The sequence below is a fragment of the Pseudomonas muyukensis genome (genome assembly GCF_019139535.1).
Lineage (GTDB): Bacteria > Pseudomonadota > Gammaproteobacteria > Pseudomonadales > Pseudomonadaceae > Aquipseudomonas > Aquipseudomonas muyukensis.
This window is the reverse complement of record NZ_CP077073.1, coordinates 3,214,813-3,230,102: the sequence shown is the minus strand read 5'-3', so window position 1 is coordinate 3,230,102 and position 15,290 is coordinate 3,214,813. Positions and strand designations below refer to the sequence as shown.

Annotated in this window: 13 protein-coding genes; 9 read left to right on the top strand and 4 right to left on the bottom strand. The window is 64.9% G+C overall.

Features of this window, described 5'->3' with window-relative positions; genetic code table 11:
• The first annotated feature begins 61 nt into the window (after positions 1-61).
• From KSS95_RS14455 to KSS95_RS14445, 3 genes are all read left to right on the top strand, one after another.
• Positions 62-1,150 carry a polyamine ABC transporter substrate-binding protein gene (locus KSS95_RS14455; RefSeq protein WP_217847758.1) on the top strand — a complete coding sequence of 363 codons (1,089 nt, stop codon included), beginning with the start codon at positions 62-64 and terminating at the stop codon, positions 1,148-1,150.
• 13 nt (positions 1,151-1,163) lie between these two features.
• Complete coding sequence (locus KSS95_RS14450) at positions 1,164-2,459, top strand: NAD(P)/FAD-dependent oxidoreductase (protein ID WP_217847757.1); 1,296 nt, start codon at positions 1,164-1,166, stop codon at positions 2,457-2,459.
• A gap of 219 nt (positions 2,460-2,678) precedes the next feature.
• A complete protein-coding gene (locus tag KSS95_RS14445) occupies positions 2,679-3,356 on the top strand; it encodes a DUF3313 domain-containing protein (RefSeq protein WP_437179548.1) in 678 nt (225 codons plus the stop codon).
• Positions 3,357-3,441: 85 nt separating this feature from the next.
• On the opposite strand, the gene KSS95_RS14440 is transcribed toward KSS95_RS14445, so the two are convergent.
• A complete protein-coding gene (locus KSS95_RS14440; RefSeq protein WP_225935591.1) occupies positions 3,442-4,716 on the bottom strand; it encodes a serine/threonine transporter in 1,275 nt (424 codons plus the stop codon).
• A gap of 139 nt (positions 4,717-4,855) precedes the next feature.
• Positions 4,856-6,232: an L-serine ammonia-lyase gene (locus tag KSS95_RS14435; protein ID WP_217847754.1), complete on the bottom strand. Its 1,377-nt coding sequence runs from the start codon at positions 6,230-6,232 to the stop codon at positions 4,856-4,858.
• 146 nt (positions 6,233-6,378) lie between these two features.
• On the opposite strand from KSS95_RS14435, the gene KSS95_RS14430 reads away from it, so the two are divergent.
• Positions 6,379-7,314, top strand: a complete 936-nt coding sequence (locus tag KSS95_RS14430) for a LysR substrate-binding domain-containing protein (RefSeq protein WP_217847753.1) — start codon at positions 6,379-6,381, stop codon at positions 7,312-7,314.
• Here the strand turns inward: KSS95_RS14430 and KSS95_RS14425 are convergent.
• The gene (locus KSS95_RS14425) at positions 7,311-7,502 is read right to left on the bottom strand and encodes a hypothetical protein (RefSeq protein WP_217847752.1); all 192 of its coding nucleotides are present in this window, start codon (positions 7,500-7,502) and stop codon (positions 7,311-7,313) included. The genes KSS95_RS14430 and KSS95_RS14425 overlap by 4 nt on opposite strands.
• A gap of 855 nt (positions 7,503-8,357) precedes the next feature.
• Entirely contained in the window at positions 8,358-10,052 is a 1,695-nt protein-coding gene (locus tag KSS95_RS14420; RefSeq protein WP_217847751.1) for a sulfatase-like hydrolase/transferase, read from the bottom strand.
• Between the two features lie 383 nt (positions 10,053-10,435).
• On the opposite strand from KSS95_RS14420, the gene KSS95_RS14415 reads away from it, so the two are divergent.
• The 5 genes from KSS95_RS14415 to KSS95_RS14395 are packed head-to-tail and all read left to right on the top strand — an operon-like array spanning position 10,436 to position 15,280.
• Positions 10,436-11,785: a UDP-glucose dehydrogenase family protein gene (locus KSS95_RS14415; protein ID WP_217847750.1), complete on the top strand. Its 1,350-nt coding sequence runs from the start codon at positions 10,436-10,438 to the stop codon at positions 11,783-11,785.
• Positions 11,782-12,846: an NAD-dependent epimerase gene (locus KSS95_RS14410; RefSeq protein ID WP_217847749.1), complete on the top strand. Its 1,065-nt coding sequence runs from the start codon at positions 11,782-11,784 to the stop codon at positions 12,844-12,846. Before KSS95_RS14415 ends, KSS95_RS14410 begins: the two co-directional genes overlap by 4 nt.
• Entirely contained in the window at positions 12,843-13,589 is a 747-nt protein-coding gene (locus tag KSS95_RS14405) for a sugar transferase (protein ID WP_217847748.1), read from the top strand. Before KSS95_RS14410 ends, KSS95_RS14405 begins: the two co-directional genes overlap by 4 nt.
• A gap of 1 nt (position 13,590) precedes the next feature.
• Positions 13,591-14,238, top strand: coding sequence for a CpsD/CapB family tyrosine-protein kinase (locus tag KSS95_RS14400; protein WP_217847747.1), 648 nt, complete (start codon positions 13,591-13,593; stop codon positions 14,236-14,238).
• 22 nt (positions 14,239-14,260) lie between these two features.
• Positions 14,261-15,280, top strand: a complete 1,020-nt coding sequence (locus KSS95_RS14395) for a polysaccharide biosynthesis/export family protein (protein WP_217847746.1) — start codon at positions 14,261-14,263, stop codon at positions 15,278-15,280.
• The last annotated feature ends 10 nt before the right edge of the window (positions 15,281-15,290 follow it).

Sequence of the window (15,290 nt, the reverse complement as noted above, 5' to 3'; positions counted from 1 at the left end):
ACGCCACAACACCGAACATCGTGCAGACCACGACCCAGAACAAGACCAACGAGGTGTCGACATGCGTCATCCGCAAGCCCTGCTTCCCGCAACCTTCGCCCTGCTGTTCGCCGCCACCGTCCAGGCCCAGCCGACGGTGAGCGTGTACAACTGGACCGACTACATCGGCGACACCACCCTCGCCGACTTCCAGGCCAGCAGCGGCATCAAGGTGGTCTACGACGTGTTCGACTCCAACGAGACCCTGGAGGGCAAGCTGCTGGCCGGTCGCACCGGTTACGACGTGGTGGTGCCCTCCAACCATTTCCTCGCCCGCCAGGCCCAGGCCGGCGCGTTCCTGCCCCTGGACCGCAGCAAGCTGCCGAACTGGCAGCACCTGGACCCGAAGCTGCTCAAGCAGCTGGAGCAGAACGACCCCGGCAACCAGTACGCCGTGCCCTACCTGTGGGGTACCAACGGCATCGGCTACAACGTCGACAAGGTCAAGGCCGTGCTCGGCATCGACAAGGTCGACTCCTGGGCGGTGCTGTTCGAGCCCGGGAACTTGCAGAAGCTCAAGCAGTGCGGCGTGGCGTTCATGGACTCCCCCGACGAGCTGTTCCCGGCCATGCTCAACTACCTGGGCATGGACCCACGCAGCGAGAAGGCCGAAGACTACAAGAAGGCCGAGGCGCGGCTGCTGGCACTGCGCCCGTACATCACCTACTTCCACTCCTCCAAGTACGTCTCGGACCTGGCCAACGGCGATGTCTGCGTGGCCTTCGGCTACTCCGGCGACGTGTTCCAGGCCGCCCATCGCGCCGAGGAAGCCGGCAACGGGGTGAAAGTGGCCTACAGCATTCCCAAGGAAGGCAGCAACCTGTGGTTCGACCTGCTGGCCATCCCCAAGGATGCCAAGAACCCCGACCAGGCCCTGGCGTTCATCAACTACCTGCTCGAGCCGAAGGTCATCGCCAAGGTCAGCGCCACGGTCGGCTACGCCAACGCCAACCCGGATGCCAAGGCCGACATGGACCCCAGCCTGGTCGACAACCCCGAGATCTACCCGCCCCAGCAGGTGCTGGACAAGTTGTATGTCTCGACCATGCCCAGCCCCGGGATCCTGCGGCAGATGACCCGCTCCTGGAGCAAGATCAAGTCCAACCGCTGAGCCGAGCCCGCCCATGCCACACATCAATGAACACACCGCCTCCTACTACGCCGCCAGCGCGCGCCAGGGCACGGTCTACCCCGCGCTGGAGCAAGACCTGCAGGCCGATGTCTGCGTGGTCGGCGGCGGCCTGACCGGGGTCAACACGGCCCTGGAACTGGCCGAGCGCGGCCTGTCGGTGATCCTGCTGGAGGCCCGGCGCATCGGCTGGGGCGCCAGTGGGCGCAACGGCGGCCAGCTGATCCGCGGCATCGGCCATGACGTCTCGGGCTTTGCCCGCCACGTCGGCCAGGAGGGCGTGCGCTACCTGCAGCAGGCCGGCATCGACTCGGTGGCGCTGGTGGCCCGACGCATCGAGCAGTACGCCATCCCGTGCGACCTGCGCTGGGGCTTCTGCGAGCTGGCCAACACCCCGGCGCAGTTCGCCGCCTTCGCCGCCGAACAGCGTGACCTGGCCGAGCTGGGCTATCGCCATGAAACCCGCCTGGTGGACAAGGCGCGCCTGGATGAAATCGTCGCCAGCGACCTGTACGCCGGCGGCCTGGTGGACATGGGCTCGGGGCACCTGCACCCGCTCGACCTGGTGCAGGGCGAGGCCCGCGCTGCCAGCGGACAAGGCGCACGCATCTTCGAGCAGAGCCCGGTCCTGCGCATCGAGCACGGCGCCAGCGTGACCCTGCACACCGCCCGCGGCAAGGTCCGCGCCGAGCACCTGGTGCTCGGTTGCAACGCCCACCTCGACGAACTGGAGCCGCGCCTGAGCGGCAAGGTGCTGCCCGCCGGCAGCTACGTGGTGGCCACCGAGCCACTGCCCGAGCGCCTGGCGCGCAGCCTGATCCCGCAGAACATGGCGCTGTGCGACCAGAAAGTCGGCCTGGATTACTACCGCCTGACCGCCGACAATCGCCTGCTGTTCGGCGGTGCCTGCCACTACTCCGGGCGCGACCCCAGCGACATCGGCGCCTACATGCGACCCAAGGTGCTCAAGGTGTTCCCGCAACTGGCCGAGGTGCGCCTGGAGTACCAGTGGGGTGGCATGATCGGCATCACCGCCAACCGCTTCCCCCAGGTCGGGCGGCTGCGCCAGCAGCGCAACGTGTTCTATGCCCAGGGTTACTCCGGGCATGGGCTCAACGTCACCCACTGGACGGCAAAACTGCTGGCCGAGGCCATCGCCACCCAGGCCAGTTACGGGCTGGATGTGTTCAGCAGCGTGCCGCACCTGACCTTCCCCGGCGGCAAGGCATTGCGCTCGCCGCTGTTGGCCATGGGGATGTTGTGGTACCGATTGCGTGAAGCGTTGGGGTAAGCGTTTGAGGAGCCGGGGTCGCTGCTCCAGTAACGTGCGATCACCTGTAGGAGCGGCCTCGTGTCGCGATAGGGCTGCAAAGCAGCCCCGGCAATCTTGAGTTGAAACGGCCATCTGCGAAAAGTCGCAAAGACCTTCAAAGGGATGCTGCAACTGCTGGCCAACCGCCAACCACCTGCTAGCGTTGTTCTGGCCACTTCCCTCATGGAACCTTCGATCATGATGCAACTGTCTCGCACCACCCTGCTGTGCGCTGCCCTGCTGGCGCTGGTTGCCTGTTCCAGCAACCGCGTCGACCCCAAGGACTACTCCGGATTTCTCAAGGACTACAGCCGCCTGAAACCCGCCGAAAGCGTCTCCGGCGCGCCGGTGATGCGCTGGATCGACCCGGACATCAAGGCCAGCCAGTACACCAAGGTGTTCATCGAACCGAGCCAGTTCTATCCCAAGCCCCAACCCACCGAGGTGATCTCGGCGCAGACCCTGCAAGAAATCACCCGCTACTTCAACGATGCGATGCGCCGGGAGCTGGGCAGCGTGCTGACCCTGGTCAAGACTCCCGGGCCGAACACCATCGTGGTGCGCCCGGCGATCACTGCCGTGTCCACCAGCACCGAAGGCCTCAAGCCCTATGAAGTGATCCCTATCGCACTGGTCGCCGCCGCGGTCAACACCGCCGCCGGTGGCCGCGACCAGCAGGTCGACATCGCCGTGGAGGCGGCCTTCCTCGACGGTGCCAGCCAGAAGGTCGTGGCCCAGGTGGTGCGCAAGGGCAGCGGTAAGGAGCTGGAAAACAAAACCACCCAGCTGACCCTGAACGACGTCAAGCCGGTGCTCGACGGCTGGGCCAGCGACATGCGCCGCAGCTTCGTGGCCTTGCAACAGAAAGCCAAGTGAGTGCGCACAGCGCCTGAGCGGTAAAACCCGCCCCACGCCGTGATCATGGCGTGGGAGCGGGCTCTTCCGGCGATGCTTCAGCGCCTCAGGCGATGAAGCTGTAGACGATCGCCGACAGCGTGATCAAGCCGATCAGCACCACGAACACATTCGACAGCTTGCCCGAATACTGGCGCAGCGCCGGTACCTTGTGTACCGCGTACATCGGCATCAGGAACAGCAGGCAGGCGATCACCGGGCCACCCAGGCTCTCGATCAGCCCAAGGATGCTCGGGTTCAGGGTCGCCACCGCCCAGCAGCTCAGCACCATGAACAGCGCCGTGACGCGCTCCAGGCGCTTGGCTGGCCAAGCCTTGCCACGCCCGCGCAGGCTCTTGACGATCATGCCCTGGAAGCCTTCGCTGGCACCGATGTAGTGGCCCAGGAACGACTTGGTGATCGCCACCAGGGCGATCAGCGGCGCGACGAAGGCGATCACCGGGGTCTGGAAGTGGTTGGCCAGGTACGACAGGATCGAGATGTTCTGCGCCTTGGCCGCGGCCAGGTCGCCGGGGCTCAGGGCCAGCACGCAGCTGAAGCAGAAGAACATCACCGTCAGCACCATCATCACGTGGGCGGTGGCCAGGGTGCGGCCGCTCTTGCGGTCGGCATCGCCACCGTAGCGGTGCTTCTGGTCGACGGCGAAGGCCGAGATGATCGGCGAGTGGTTGAACGAGAACACCATCACCGGAATCGCCAGCCACAGGGTCAGCAGCAGTTTCGAGGCGCTCAAGCCTTCGTTGGCCTGGGCGAAGAAGGCGCCGTTCCAGTTGGGGATCAGGCTCAGGGCCAGCAACAGCAGCGAGGCGACGAAGGGATAGACCAGCACGCTCATGGCCTTGACGATGATCTGCTGGCCGCAGCGCACCACGATCATCAACCCGCAGATCAGCAGCAGCGCGAGCAAGGCCCGTGGTGGTGGCTCGATGTGCAGTTGGTGCTCGAAGAAGCTGGTCAGGGTGTTGGTCAGCGCCACGCTGTAGACCAGCAGGATCGGGAAGATGGCAAAGAAGTACAGCAAGGTGATCAGCTTGCCGGCACCGGTGCCGAAGTGCTCTTCGACCACCTCGGTGATGTCTTCGTTGCCGCCCTTGCGCCCGGACAGCACGAAGCGGGTCAGGGCCCGGTGGGCGAAAAAGGTCATGGGGAAGGCCAGCAATGCCAGGATCAGCAATGGCCAGAAGCCCCCTACCCCAGCGTTGATCGGCAGGAACAGGGTGCCGGCGCCGATGGCCGTGCCATACAGGCCCAGGGCCCAGGTGGTGTCGTGACGGTTCCAGGTGCTCGAGCCCGCAGCCGGGGCAGCCGAATCCGCACGCATGCGCGTGGTGCTTTGTACATCAGTCATGGGTATCGCCTTGTAGTTGTTTTTGTCGCAGGTACAGCGGGTGTTGCAGGTTCAATCAGGGTCGTCGGAACGGCTTCGTGGAAGCCGCCCCGCACAGCAAAGCGCTTGTGGCTCAGCACTCGACGAAAGCGACGGCCAGGCCGCCGCGGGAGGTTTCCTTGTAGTTGGCGTGCATGTCGGCGCCGGTGTCGCGCATGGTGCGGATCACCCGGTCCAGGGAAATGAAGTGCTCGCCATCGCCACGCAGGGCCATCTGCACGGCATTGATTGCCTTCACCGCGGCGATCGCGTTGCGTTCGATGCAGGGGATCTGCACCAGGCCGCCCACCGGGTCGCAGGTCAGCCCCAGGTTGTGCTCCAGGGCGATCTCGGCGGCGTTCTCCAGTTGCGGCGCAGTGGCGCCGAGCACCTCGGCCAAGCCGGCGGCGGCCATCGAGCAGGCCGAACCGACCTCGCCCTGGCAACCGACTTCGGCACCGGAAATCGAGGCGTTCTTCTTGCACAGGATGCCCACCGCGGCAGCGGCCAGCAGGAACGCCACCACATCGTCGTCGCAGGCACCGGGGTTGAACTTCATGTAGTAGTGCAGCACCGCCGGGATGATCCCTGCCGCCCCATTGGTGGGCGCGGTGACCATGCGCCCGCCCGCGGCGTTCTCTTCATTGACCGCCAGGGCGAACAGGTTGACCCACTCCATGGCGCTGAGGGTCGAACCGATCACGTTGGGCTTGCCCAGCTCCTGCAGGCTGCGGTGCAGGCGCGCGGCGCGGCGCTTGACCTTGAGCCCTCCGGGCAGGATGCCCTCGTTGCGCAAGCCGTTGCTGACGCACTCGCCCATCGCCGCCCAGATCTTCAGCAGCCCTTCGCGCACTTCGCTTTCTGGCCGCCAGGCGCATTCGTTGGCCAGCATCAGCTGGCTGACGCTGAGGTTGTGGGCCTTGCACAGCGCCAGCAGCTCGGCGCCGCTGGAAAATTCGTAAGGCAGTTCGACCTGAGCGCCGCTGCCCTGCGGCGCATCGATCTCGCTGGCCTCGACGATGAAACCGCCACCGACCGAATAATAGGTCTGGCTGAACAGGCTGTCGTGGCCGGCGAAGCTTTCGACGGTCATGGCATTGGGATGGTAGGCCAGGTTCTCGTCGAGCAGGCGCATGTCGCGGGCATACTGGAATTCGACGGGGTGGCTGCCATCGAGCAACAGGCAGTTCTCCTGCAGCAACTGGTCGATGCGTGGCTCGATGCTCTGCGGATCGATACGGTCGGGCCACTGGCCCATCAACCCCAGCAGGCAGGCGCGGTCGGTGGCATGGCCGACGCCGGTAGCCGACAGCGAGCCGTACAGGCGCACCTCGACCCGCGTCACCTGGGCCAGCAGGCCGCGCTCGCGCAGGGCCTGGGCGAAGGTTGCGGCGGCGCGCATCGGGCCGACGGTATGGGAGCTGGACGGGCCGATGCCAATCTTGAAAAGGTCGAAAACACTGATAGCCATGCTAATGCCTGGCCATGACGTGCAATAGAAACACGCCATGGCTCTCTGGAAAAATTGAACGGTATTACAAAGTTGCGCGATACTGCCGCGCTCAGGTCGGCTTGACCAACGAAACTTCCTACACAAGCCTTTAGCAGGACTAAACGATGAAAGGGCCACTCAATGGCCAGGTGTTCGTCTGGCTGCATGTGTTTTCCTGCGCCGCGCGGCACTTGTCGTTCACCCGCTGTGCCGAGGAGTTGCACATCACTCCCGGCGCGGTCAGCCAGCAGATGCGCCAGCTCGAGGAGCGCCTGGGCTTTCGCCTGTTCCTGCGCCGTGCCCGTGGGGTCGAGCTGTCGGCGGAGGGGCAGCGCCTGGCCCAGACCGTGGCCGAGGCCTACGGCAGCATCGAGGCCGAGCTGCTGCGCCTGGATGCCGGGGAGATCCGTGGCACCTTGCGCCTGCGCTCGATCCCCTCGTTCCTGGCCAAATGGTTGACGCCGCGCCTGCCGCGCTTCCAGCAGCGCTACCCGGACATCGAACTGCGCCTGGTGGCCGAGGACAGCAACCAGGCCCTGCATCCGGAGGACTTCGACCTGGCCATCGACCTCAACGATGGCAGCTACCCGGGCATGCTCTCCACCCCGCTGCTGGACGAGCAGATCTTCCCGGTGTGCTCCCCGGCGCTGCTGCGTGGGCGGCCGCCGCTGCATGGCCCGGCCGACCTGGCCCACTATCCGCTGCTGCACGACATCACGGCCTGGCGCGGCAGTTCGGAGTACGCGGAATGGGAGTTCTACCTCGAGGGTATCGGTGCCGCCGGGCTGGACGTGCGGCGTGGGCATACGTTCAACCGCAACCATCTGACCATCGAGGCGGCCATTGCCGGTATCGGCGTGGCCATCGCCCGGCGCACGCTGCTCAACGACGAGCTCGAGCGTGGCGCCTTGATCGTGCCGTTCGGCGTGCCGATCGCCAACCACAAGCGCTATGTGCTGCTATACCCGCCGGGAGGGCTGAACCAGCCAGGTGCACGGGCGGTGCATGACTGGCTGGTTGAAGAAGCGCAAGGATTCAGGTCGATGTGGGAACGCAGTTAACGGCAGATGCCGTTGCCGTTGCCGTTGCCGTTGCCGTTGCCGTTGCCGTTGCCGTTGCCGTTGACTTTGTCGATCAAGAGGCTAGCGTCAACCCCAGCGAGCGACAGCTGCGCCAGTGCAGGCGCCGCGCGTAACTTCGCGACTTCAGGAGGCCGAACGCAGGCCTTGCGTAGGGAGGTGACGGGCATGGATGCCCGTCAAGCGCTGGGGCCCAGGATGGGCCCTACAGCGCGGCCCTCCCGGGAGCAAGGCCGGAGTGAGGGAACCCGGAGCGTAGCGTAGGGCCGGATGAATGGAGCGCAGCGTTTTTTGGTTACTTTTTGTCGCGTTTGACAAAAAGTGACTCGCCGTAAGGGCGAAAAGGTGACTAAGCGTCAATATAGCCAATGAATGCGCTTACCTCTGTGAATACCCACGCCGATCGACTTTGACTTTGACTTTGACTTTGACTTTGACTTTGACTTTGACTTTGACTTTGACTTTCAGAGCGTGGGTTTTGAAAGCTATAGGCGCATTCATTAGCTATGTCGACGCACAGTCACCTTTTCGCCTTTACGGCGACCTACTTTTGCACGCGGGCAAAAGTAGGCAAAAACCGCTGGCTCCATTCATCCGGCCCCTACGCTGCGCTCCGGGGTCCCCTCGCTCCGTTCTTGCTCCCGTGGGTACCGCGCTGTACGCCCCATCCTGGGGCGCAGCGCTCGACGGCCATCCATGGCCGTCGCCCCACTACGCAAGAACTCCACTCGGCCTCCTGAAGTCGCAATTGGCGGCGCCTGAACTATCGCGCGCTTAGAAGCAACATCAACATCAACAGCAGAGCAACAGCAGAGCAACAGCAGAGCAACAGCAGAGCAACAGCAGAGCAACAGCAGAGCAACAGCAGAGCAACAGCAGAGCAACAGCGGCGCCTGAACTATCGCGCGCTTAGAAGCAAAATCAACATCAACAGCAGAGCAACAGCAGAGCAACAGCAGAGCAACAGCAGAGCAACAGCAGAGCAACAGCAGAGCAACAGCAGAGCCTAGAAGCGGTCTATTTAATCAATCCGCTCTGCCAACCGGCATATAGACCCCTGGTGTAACCACCTGCCCCAGGTCTATATGCCGAAAATCCGGCTTCGCCCCCAACCGCGCATTGAACCGCACATTGAAGGTAAACGGATCGTCCGTCGGCATATCCAGGGCCCGGCCATACAATGCACTCACCGCCGCGCCGTCATAGCCCATCAACTTGAGCAAGGTGGGAAACAGGTTGTAATGGCTCGAGGCATTGCGGTTCTGCGCCAGGTGCGCCTGCCAGTCGAGGGTCTTCAGCCCCTGGCCCTGGATCACCACCAACGGCACCAGGCCCTCCTCCGGCACCGGGTCGCTGTCGCAGTGGGTGTTCAGCCCCGGGTTGCCGCGCTCGTGCAGATCCTGACCATGATCAGAGGTATAGAGCAGCACGGCATGGCTCAGATCCGCCTGGGCAAACAACCGGCGGAAGAACTCGCCGACATTCCACAGCAACGTGTTCTGGTAGGCGTTGCGATAGAGCACCCAATCCTGCGGGCTGCCGTCGAAACCCTCGCGCGTGCCGGTGTCGGCGATATCGACGAAACGCCCACGGGGCAAGGCCGGCTTGAACGTCAGGAAATCGTCGGGGTATTTGTCGTGTACCGGAAAGTGCGCGCCAACCTTGTTGACCACGATCAACTGCGGCTTGCCATCACCCAGCAACGCCAGCAAACGCTCCAGCACCGCCATGTCGCGCTGCACCACCGGCGTGTCATCGAACTGGATGAACTGGTCGATATCGCGCTTTTCGGTTTCGCTCATCAGGTTCTGCAAGTTGCCGCCGGTGCGCTGGCCATCGATGTACACCGTGCCCAGCCCCGCCTGCTTGGCGTACTGCCAGATCGATGGCTGGGTGGTGTTGATGCGCAGGTAGTCGTCGCGGGTACCGCCATAGCGCAAGGTGACATTGGTGTCGGCGCTGCAATTGGCGATCGAGGCGGCATAGCCGAAGTTGACGATCGCCACCCCCGGTTGCGCTTGCGCCAGATGGCTGGTGACCCCGGCCGGGGTGTTCAGGTCCAGGTAGTTGCCCGAGATGCTCTCGTCGATCAGCAGCACGATATCGCGGGCCATGGGCGGCCCGGTGCGCGCCAGCGTCACCGCTTGGCGCGGGCCGACCCGGTCATGCACGCTCTCGTAGCCGAACAGCCCCAGGTAGGCCAGCGGCGTGTACATCACCGGCAGGCCCCGGGCGCCCTCGCCTGCGCGCACGAACAGGATCGCCATCAACATCAGCACGCCCAGCACCGGGGCCAACGGTGGCAACGCGCGCGGCAGGCGTGGCCAGCGCGCGGGGCGCAGGCCGATGCCCAACAGCAGCAGCAACGCCCGAGCCGCCGCCAAGGTTATGGCGTAGTGGTACTGCTGCAAGGCTTCCTGCACGAAGGCGCCGGCATAGACCATCGACACGAACGCGCTATAGGTCAGGTAGGCATCGGTGATCTGGTGATAAGCGTCGAGGAACACCGCGCTCACCGCCAGGGTCGCCGCCAACAGCCAGCGCAGCCAGGCCAGGCGGGTGAACGCCGCCAGCAGCAAGGTCGTCGCCAGCACCGCGAAGACCCCCAGGTACAACACCAGCGGCAGGCCAATAGCCAACGCTTCTATGCGTTCGCGGTAGTAGGCGTGAAAGCTGATCAGGTAGATGAGCAGCAGCGAAATCTTGATCCAGCTCCGCATGTCCCGGTCACTCCCGTCATGGATTGCTCTTCAAACCGTAGCAGCTGTGAAACAAACCACAACACAGAAAAGTCAATTTTCCGACGATATTCCGACGCCAGATTCTGGCACCTCACAGTAGTCGCTGATGATTATCCCTATCGTCTACAGCCCGCTTATTACGCTGCATCCAACCGTTCATCGGGACACGGAACGGCCAATTGCCAGCAGCTTTGTTCGCTAACACACGGATTGGAAAAGGGTTGGTGGCACATGGCCCGTTTACTTAGGGTCTGTAAATTCGACGAAACATGCCATTGCTTTGACGCAAATCCCCGGCGCTGAGCTATACCGAATTCACACCACTGTTTCATCTCCCTTACTCATCCATCGAGGCACAGCGCATGGACGTGAGCGTTTTTGGCACAGGTTATGTAGGACTGGTACAGGCTGCCGCCCTGGCGGACGTCGGCCATCGCGTGCTGTGCGTGGATGTCGATGCCCACAAGATCAACCAGTTGCGCCAGGGCGTGCCGCCGATCAGCGAGCCCGGCCTGTCGGATCTGCTCGAGGACAACATCAAGGAAGGCCGCCTGCTGTTCAGCACCCAGGCCAGCGACGCCGTCAGCCATGCCGAGCTGATCTTCATCGCCGTCGGCACCCCGCCCGACGAAGACGGCTCGGCCGACCTCAGCCACGTGCTCAACGTCACCCGGCAGATCGCCGCGCTGATGGAGGCCGACCGCACCTTGATCATCAAGTCCACGGTGCCGGTGGGCACCGCCGACCAGGTCATGGCCCTGGCCCGCGACGAGCTGCAGCGCCTGGGCAAGAGCCAGTTGCAGGTGCGCGTGGTGTCCAACCCAGAATTCCTCAAGGAAGGCAGCGCCCTGGCCGACTGCATGCGCCCCGACCGGATCATCGTCGGCACCCTCGACGAGGTGGCCCATGACCAGTTGGCCGAGCTGTACGCACCGTTCTGCCGCAACCACGAAAAACTGATGTTCATGGACAACCGCAGCGCCGAACTGACCAAGTACGCCGCCAACGCCATGCTCGCCACGCGCATCAGCTTCATGAACGAACTGGCCAACCTCAGCGAACACCTGGGCGCCGATATCGAGGCCGTGCGCCGCGGTATCGGCTCCGACCCGCGCATCGGCTACCACTTCATCTACCCCGGTTGCGGCTTCGGCGGCTCGTGCTTCCCCAAGGACATCAAGGCCCTGCTGCACACCGCCGCCCATAGCGGCATGCCGCTGCGCCTGCTGCAAAGCGTCAACGAGGTCAACGACCAGCAGCGGCGCATCCTGTTCGCCAAGCTCAAGCAACGCCTGGCAGGCCTGGCCGGCAAGTCCATCGCCCTGTGGGGACTGGCCTTCAAGCCCAACACCGACGACATGCGCGAAGCACCCAGCCGCTACCTGATGGAAGCGCTGTGGGCCGAAGGCGCCACGGTGCGCGCCTACGACCCCGAGGCGATGGATGAATGCCGGCGGCTGTACGGCTACCGCGACGACCTGCAACTGTGCGCCACCCGCGACGACACCCTGCAGGACGCCGATGCCCTGGTGATCTGCACCGAGTGGAAGAACTTCCGCGTGGTCGACTTCGCCCTGTTGGCCAGCAAGCTGCGCGCGCGGGTGATCGTCGATGGCCGCAACCTGTACAACCCCGAGCAAGTGGCCGCCCACGGCCTGCACTACAGCGGCATCGGCCTGCGCCAGGTCAGCCCGCAGGCGGACGCGCCATGAAGGTGCTGGTCACCGGCGCGGCCGGGTTCATCGGTGCCCACACCTGCCGCCGGCTGCTGCTCGACGGCCACCAGGTGGTGGGGCTGGACAACTTCAACGACTATTACGCGCCGTCGCTCAAGCACGCCCGCGTGCACTGGGTACGCCAGAGCGCCGGCGACTTCCCGCTGCACAGCCTGGACCTGGGCGAGCGCGATGGCATGGCCAGGCTGTTCGCCAGCGAGCGCCCCGAGGTGGTGGTGCACCTGGCCGCCCAGGCCGGGGTGCGCTACTCGCTGGACAATCCCCAGGCCTACCTGCAGAGCAACCTGGCGGGCTTTCTCAACATTCTCGAAGGCTGCCGCCATTACCCGGTTCAGCACCTGCTGTACGCCTCGTCCAGCTCGGTATACGGCGCCAACCAGCGCAGCCCATACCGCGTGCAAGACGCAGTGGATCACCCACTGTCGCTGTACGCCGCCACCAAGAAAGCCAACGAGGCCATGGCCCACAGCTACAGCCACCTGTACCGCATCCCTTGCAGCGGCCTGCGCTTTTTCACCGTGTACGGCCCCTGGGGGCGCCCAGACATGTCGCCGATGCAGTTCGCCAGCGCGATCAGCGAAGGGCGGCCGATCCAGCTGTTCAACCATGGCCGCCACCAGCGTGACTTCACCTACATCGACGACATCGTCGAGAGCCTGGTGCGGCTGATCCCCCGGCCCCCGGTCGGCGACCCGCAGTGGGACCCGCTCACCCCCGACCCGGCCAGCAGCCACGCGCCCTGGCGCCTGTACAACATCGGCGGGCAGCGCCCGGTGGAACTGCTCGACTACCTGGCCCTGCTGGAAAAGCACCTGCGCCGCAAGGCCGTGATCGAATTGCTGCCGCTGCAGCCAGGCGATGTGCTGGCCACCTGCGCCGATGCCAGCGCCCTGGCCCGGGTCACCGGCTTCACCCCACAGATAGGCCTCGATGAAGGGCTCGGGCGCTTCGTCGCCTGGTTCAAGCACTACTACTCGCCTGCCGCCAGCGAAGCGGCGCCCGCCGGCGAGCAGTCGGATCAACGGAGGGCGATATGACAGGACAACCGAAAAGCGCGCAACTACAGGCGCTGTACCAGGACAAACGCATGGACCCGGCGCACCGTCAGCGCATCGACGCGGCCATCCACATGCAGGGCCGCGGCTGGATCAGCGGCCGCGCCGGTGGGCGGCCCTGGACCTTGTCGCGGACCAACCGCGTGCTGTCATGCCTGGCCGCGCTGGTGTTGCTGCTGATGCTGTCGCCGCTGTTCCTGGTGCTGGCGGTGCTGATCAAGCGCTCCAGCCCAGGCCCGGTGTTCTTCGTGCAGAAGCGCACCGGCTACCGGGGCCGGCTGTTCGGCATGTACAAGTTCCGCACCATGGTGGCCAACGCCGAGGCGCTGAAAGACTCGGTGCGCCACCTCAACAAGCACGGCGCCGACGCCATCGACTTCAAGATCGACAAGGACCCGCGCATCACCTCGGTGGGCAGCTGGCTACGCCGCAGCAGCCTCGACGAGTTGCCCAACCTGCTCAACGTGGTCAGCGGCGACATGCGCCTGGTCGGCCCGCGCCCCACCTCGTTCAACGCCTACCGCTACCAGGACAACCACCTGGCGCGGCTGTCGATCTACCCCGGCATGACCGGCCTGTGGCAGATCTCCGGGCGCAGCGACATCGACTTCGACCAACGTGTAGAGCTCGACCTGAGCTACATCAACGAACAGAGCCTGATGCTGGACCTGAAGATCCTGCTCAAGACCCCGTTCAAAGTCTTCACTGGCCACGGAGCAAGCTGAGATGGACGGTTCATCCTCAAGAAGCCTGACAATCGCTACCCCAAGCGAGACCAACCTGACCGCCACCGTGCTCGACCTCGACCAGCGCACCCTGCTGCTGACCGCGGCCAACACCGGCAGTGGCACCAGCACCAGCGCCCTGGCCTTCGCCGGCCAGCTGGCCCTGATGAGCGCCGGCAACGTGCTGCTGATCGACGCCAGCCTCAGCCCCGGCGGCCTCAGCCAGCAGCTGGGCCTGGCCAAGCTGCGCGGCTACAGCGACCTGTTGTTCGACCAGGACACCCCGCCGCTGGCCCAGGACTGCATCGTGCGCCTGTCCGACCAGCCGTTCGACCTGCTCCCGGCCGGCACCTGGAAGCGCGGTCGCGACCGCCTCGACCCCGAGCTGGTTCGGGTGCTGCTGCGCCAGCTGAGCGCCCAGTACCGCTTCGTGGTGATCGACGGCGAGGCCATCTATGCCAGCGCCGACAGCCTGGTGATCGGCACCCTGGTCGACGGCGTGATCCTGGTGGTCAGCGCCGAGGAGACCCGCTGGGAAGTGGCCCAGGCCGCCGCCCAGCGCCTGACCCAGGCCGGCGCGCGGCTGATCGGCAGCGTGTTCAACAAGCGCAAGTACTACATGCCCAAGTGGCTGTACGAAAATCTTTGAGAGGCCGCACAGGATGAACGCCATGAGATACCCATCGATTGCCCTGTGCCTGCTGGCCCTGGCCGGCTGCGCCAGCCAGGATGACCGCGAGATGCCGGTGCAGATCCTCACCGCGGCGCCGGCCGAAAGCCAGGCCACCGAAGTTGCCCGCCGCGAGCAGGTACTGCGCCCGCAGGACGTGCTGGAGGTGATCTTCCATGTCAGCAACCGCTCGGCCGGGGTGTACCGCATCCAGTCCGGCGACACCCTGGACCTGAACTTCATGGCCGCCAGCGGCCTGAACGGCAACCAGCTGGTGCAGCCCGACGGCAGCATCACCCTGCCCAGCACCAACGCCGCGGTACGCGTCGAGGGCATGACCACCGCCGAGGCCGAAGGCGCGATCCGCCAGGCTTACCAGGACAAGCGGGTGTTCAAGCCCAACCGCGACCAGGTCACCGTGCGCGTACTCAGCCCCATGACCGACGAGATCAACCTGAAGAACGCCCTGACCCACCCCGGTACCGGCATGAGCCGCGACATCACCGTGGGCAACGACGGCCGCGCCACCTTCCCGGAAATCGGCTCGGTGCCGCTGCAAGGCATGACCGTCAACCAGCTGCGCGACTACCTCAACGAACGCTACGCCAGCCTGCCGGGGCGCATGAGCGTGGACGTGCTGCTCAAGTCTACCGCCGCCAACGAGATCTACGTGCTCGGCGAAGTCGGCCAACCTGGCGCCTTCCAGATCCGCCGGCCGATCTCGGTGCTCGAGGCGCTGACCCTGGCCCGCGGCCCGACCCTCAAGGCCAAGCTCGGCTCGGTGGTGATCATGCGCCGCGAAGGCAACACCGTGCACGCCAAGCACTACGACGTCGACAAGGCGCTCTCCGGCGGTAGCCAGCAACTGGCCTACCTGCAGCCCGAAGACATGCTCTACGTGCCCAAGACCACCCTGGCCAGCGCCGCCGAGCTGTCCCGGCAACTGGCCGACGTGGTGCTGTTCCAGGGCTTTGGCTTCAGCTTCAGCTACCGCGTCGACAACAAAGAAAGCAACGACTGAGCGGGGGACG

Excerpts from the sequence above, each read along its gene's own strand:
- KSS95_RS14410 (WP_217847749.1), top strand. The coding sequence starts at position 11,782 with ATGAAGGTGCTGGTCACCGGCGCGGCCGGGTTCATCGGTGCCCACACC.
- KSS95_RS14445 (WP_437179548.1), top strand. The coding sequence starts at position 2,679 with ATGATGCAACTGTCTCGCACCACCCTGCTGTGCGCTGCCCTGCTGGCG.
- KSS95_RS14420 (WP_217847751.1), bottom strand. The coding sequence starts at position 10,052 with ATGCGGAGCTGGATCAAGATTTCGCTGCTGCTCATCTACCTGATCAGC.
- KSS95_RS14435 (WP_217847754.1), bottom strand. The coding sequence starts at position 6,232 with ATGGCTATCAGTGTTTTCGACCTTTTCAAGATTGGCATCGGCCCGTCC.
- KSS95_RS14450 (WP_217847757.1), top strand. The coding sequence starts at position 1,164 with ATGCCACACATCAATGAACACACCGCCTCCTACTACGCCGCCAGCGCG.
- KSS95_RS14400 (WP_217847747.1), top strand. The coding sequence starts at position 13,591 with ATGGACGGTTCATCCTCAAGAAGCCTGACAATCGCTACCCCAAGCGAG.
- KSS95_RS14395 (WP_217847746.1), top strand. The coding sequence starts at position 14,261 with ATGAGATACCCATCGATTGCCCTGTGCCTGCTGGCCCTGGCCGGCTGC.
- KSS95_RS14425 (WP_217847752.1), bottom strand. The coding sequence starts at position 7,502 with ATGCCCGTCACCTCCCTACGCAAGGCCTGCGTTCGGCCTCCTGAAGTC.
- KSS95_RS14455 (WP_217847758.1), top strand. The coding sequence starts at position 62 with ATGCGTCATCCGCAAGCCCTGCTTCCCGCAACCTTCGCCCTGCTGTTC.
- KSS95_RS14440 (WP_225935591.1), bottom strand. The coding sequence starts at position 4,716 with ATGCGTGCGGATTCGGCTGCCCCGGCTGCGGGCTCGAGCACCTGGAAC.
- KSS95_RS14430 (WP_217847753.1), top strand. The coding sequence starts at position 6,379 with ATGAAAGGGCCACTCAATGGCCAGGTGTTCGTCTGGCTGCATGTGTTT.
- KSS95_RS14405 (WP_217847748.1), top strand. The coding sequence starts at position 12,843 with ATGACAGGACAACCGAAAAGCGCGCAACTACAGGCGCTGTACCAGGAC.
- KSS95_RS14415 (WP_217847750.1), top strand. The coding sequence starts at position 10,436 with ATGGACGTGAGCGTTTTTGGCACAGGTTATGTAGGACTGGTACAGGCT.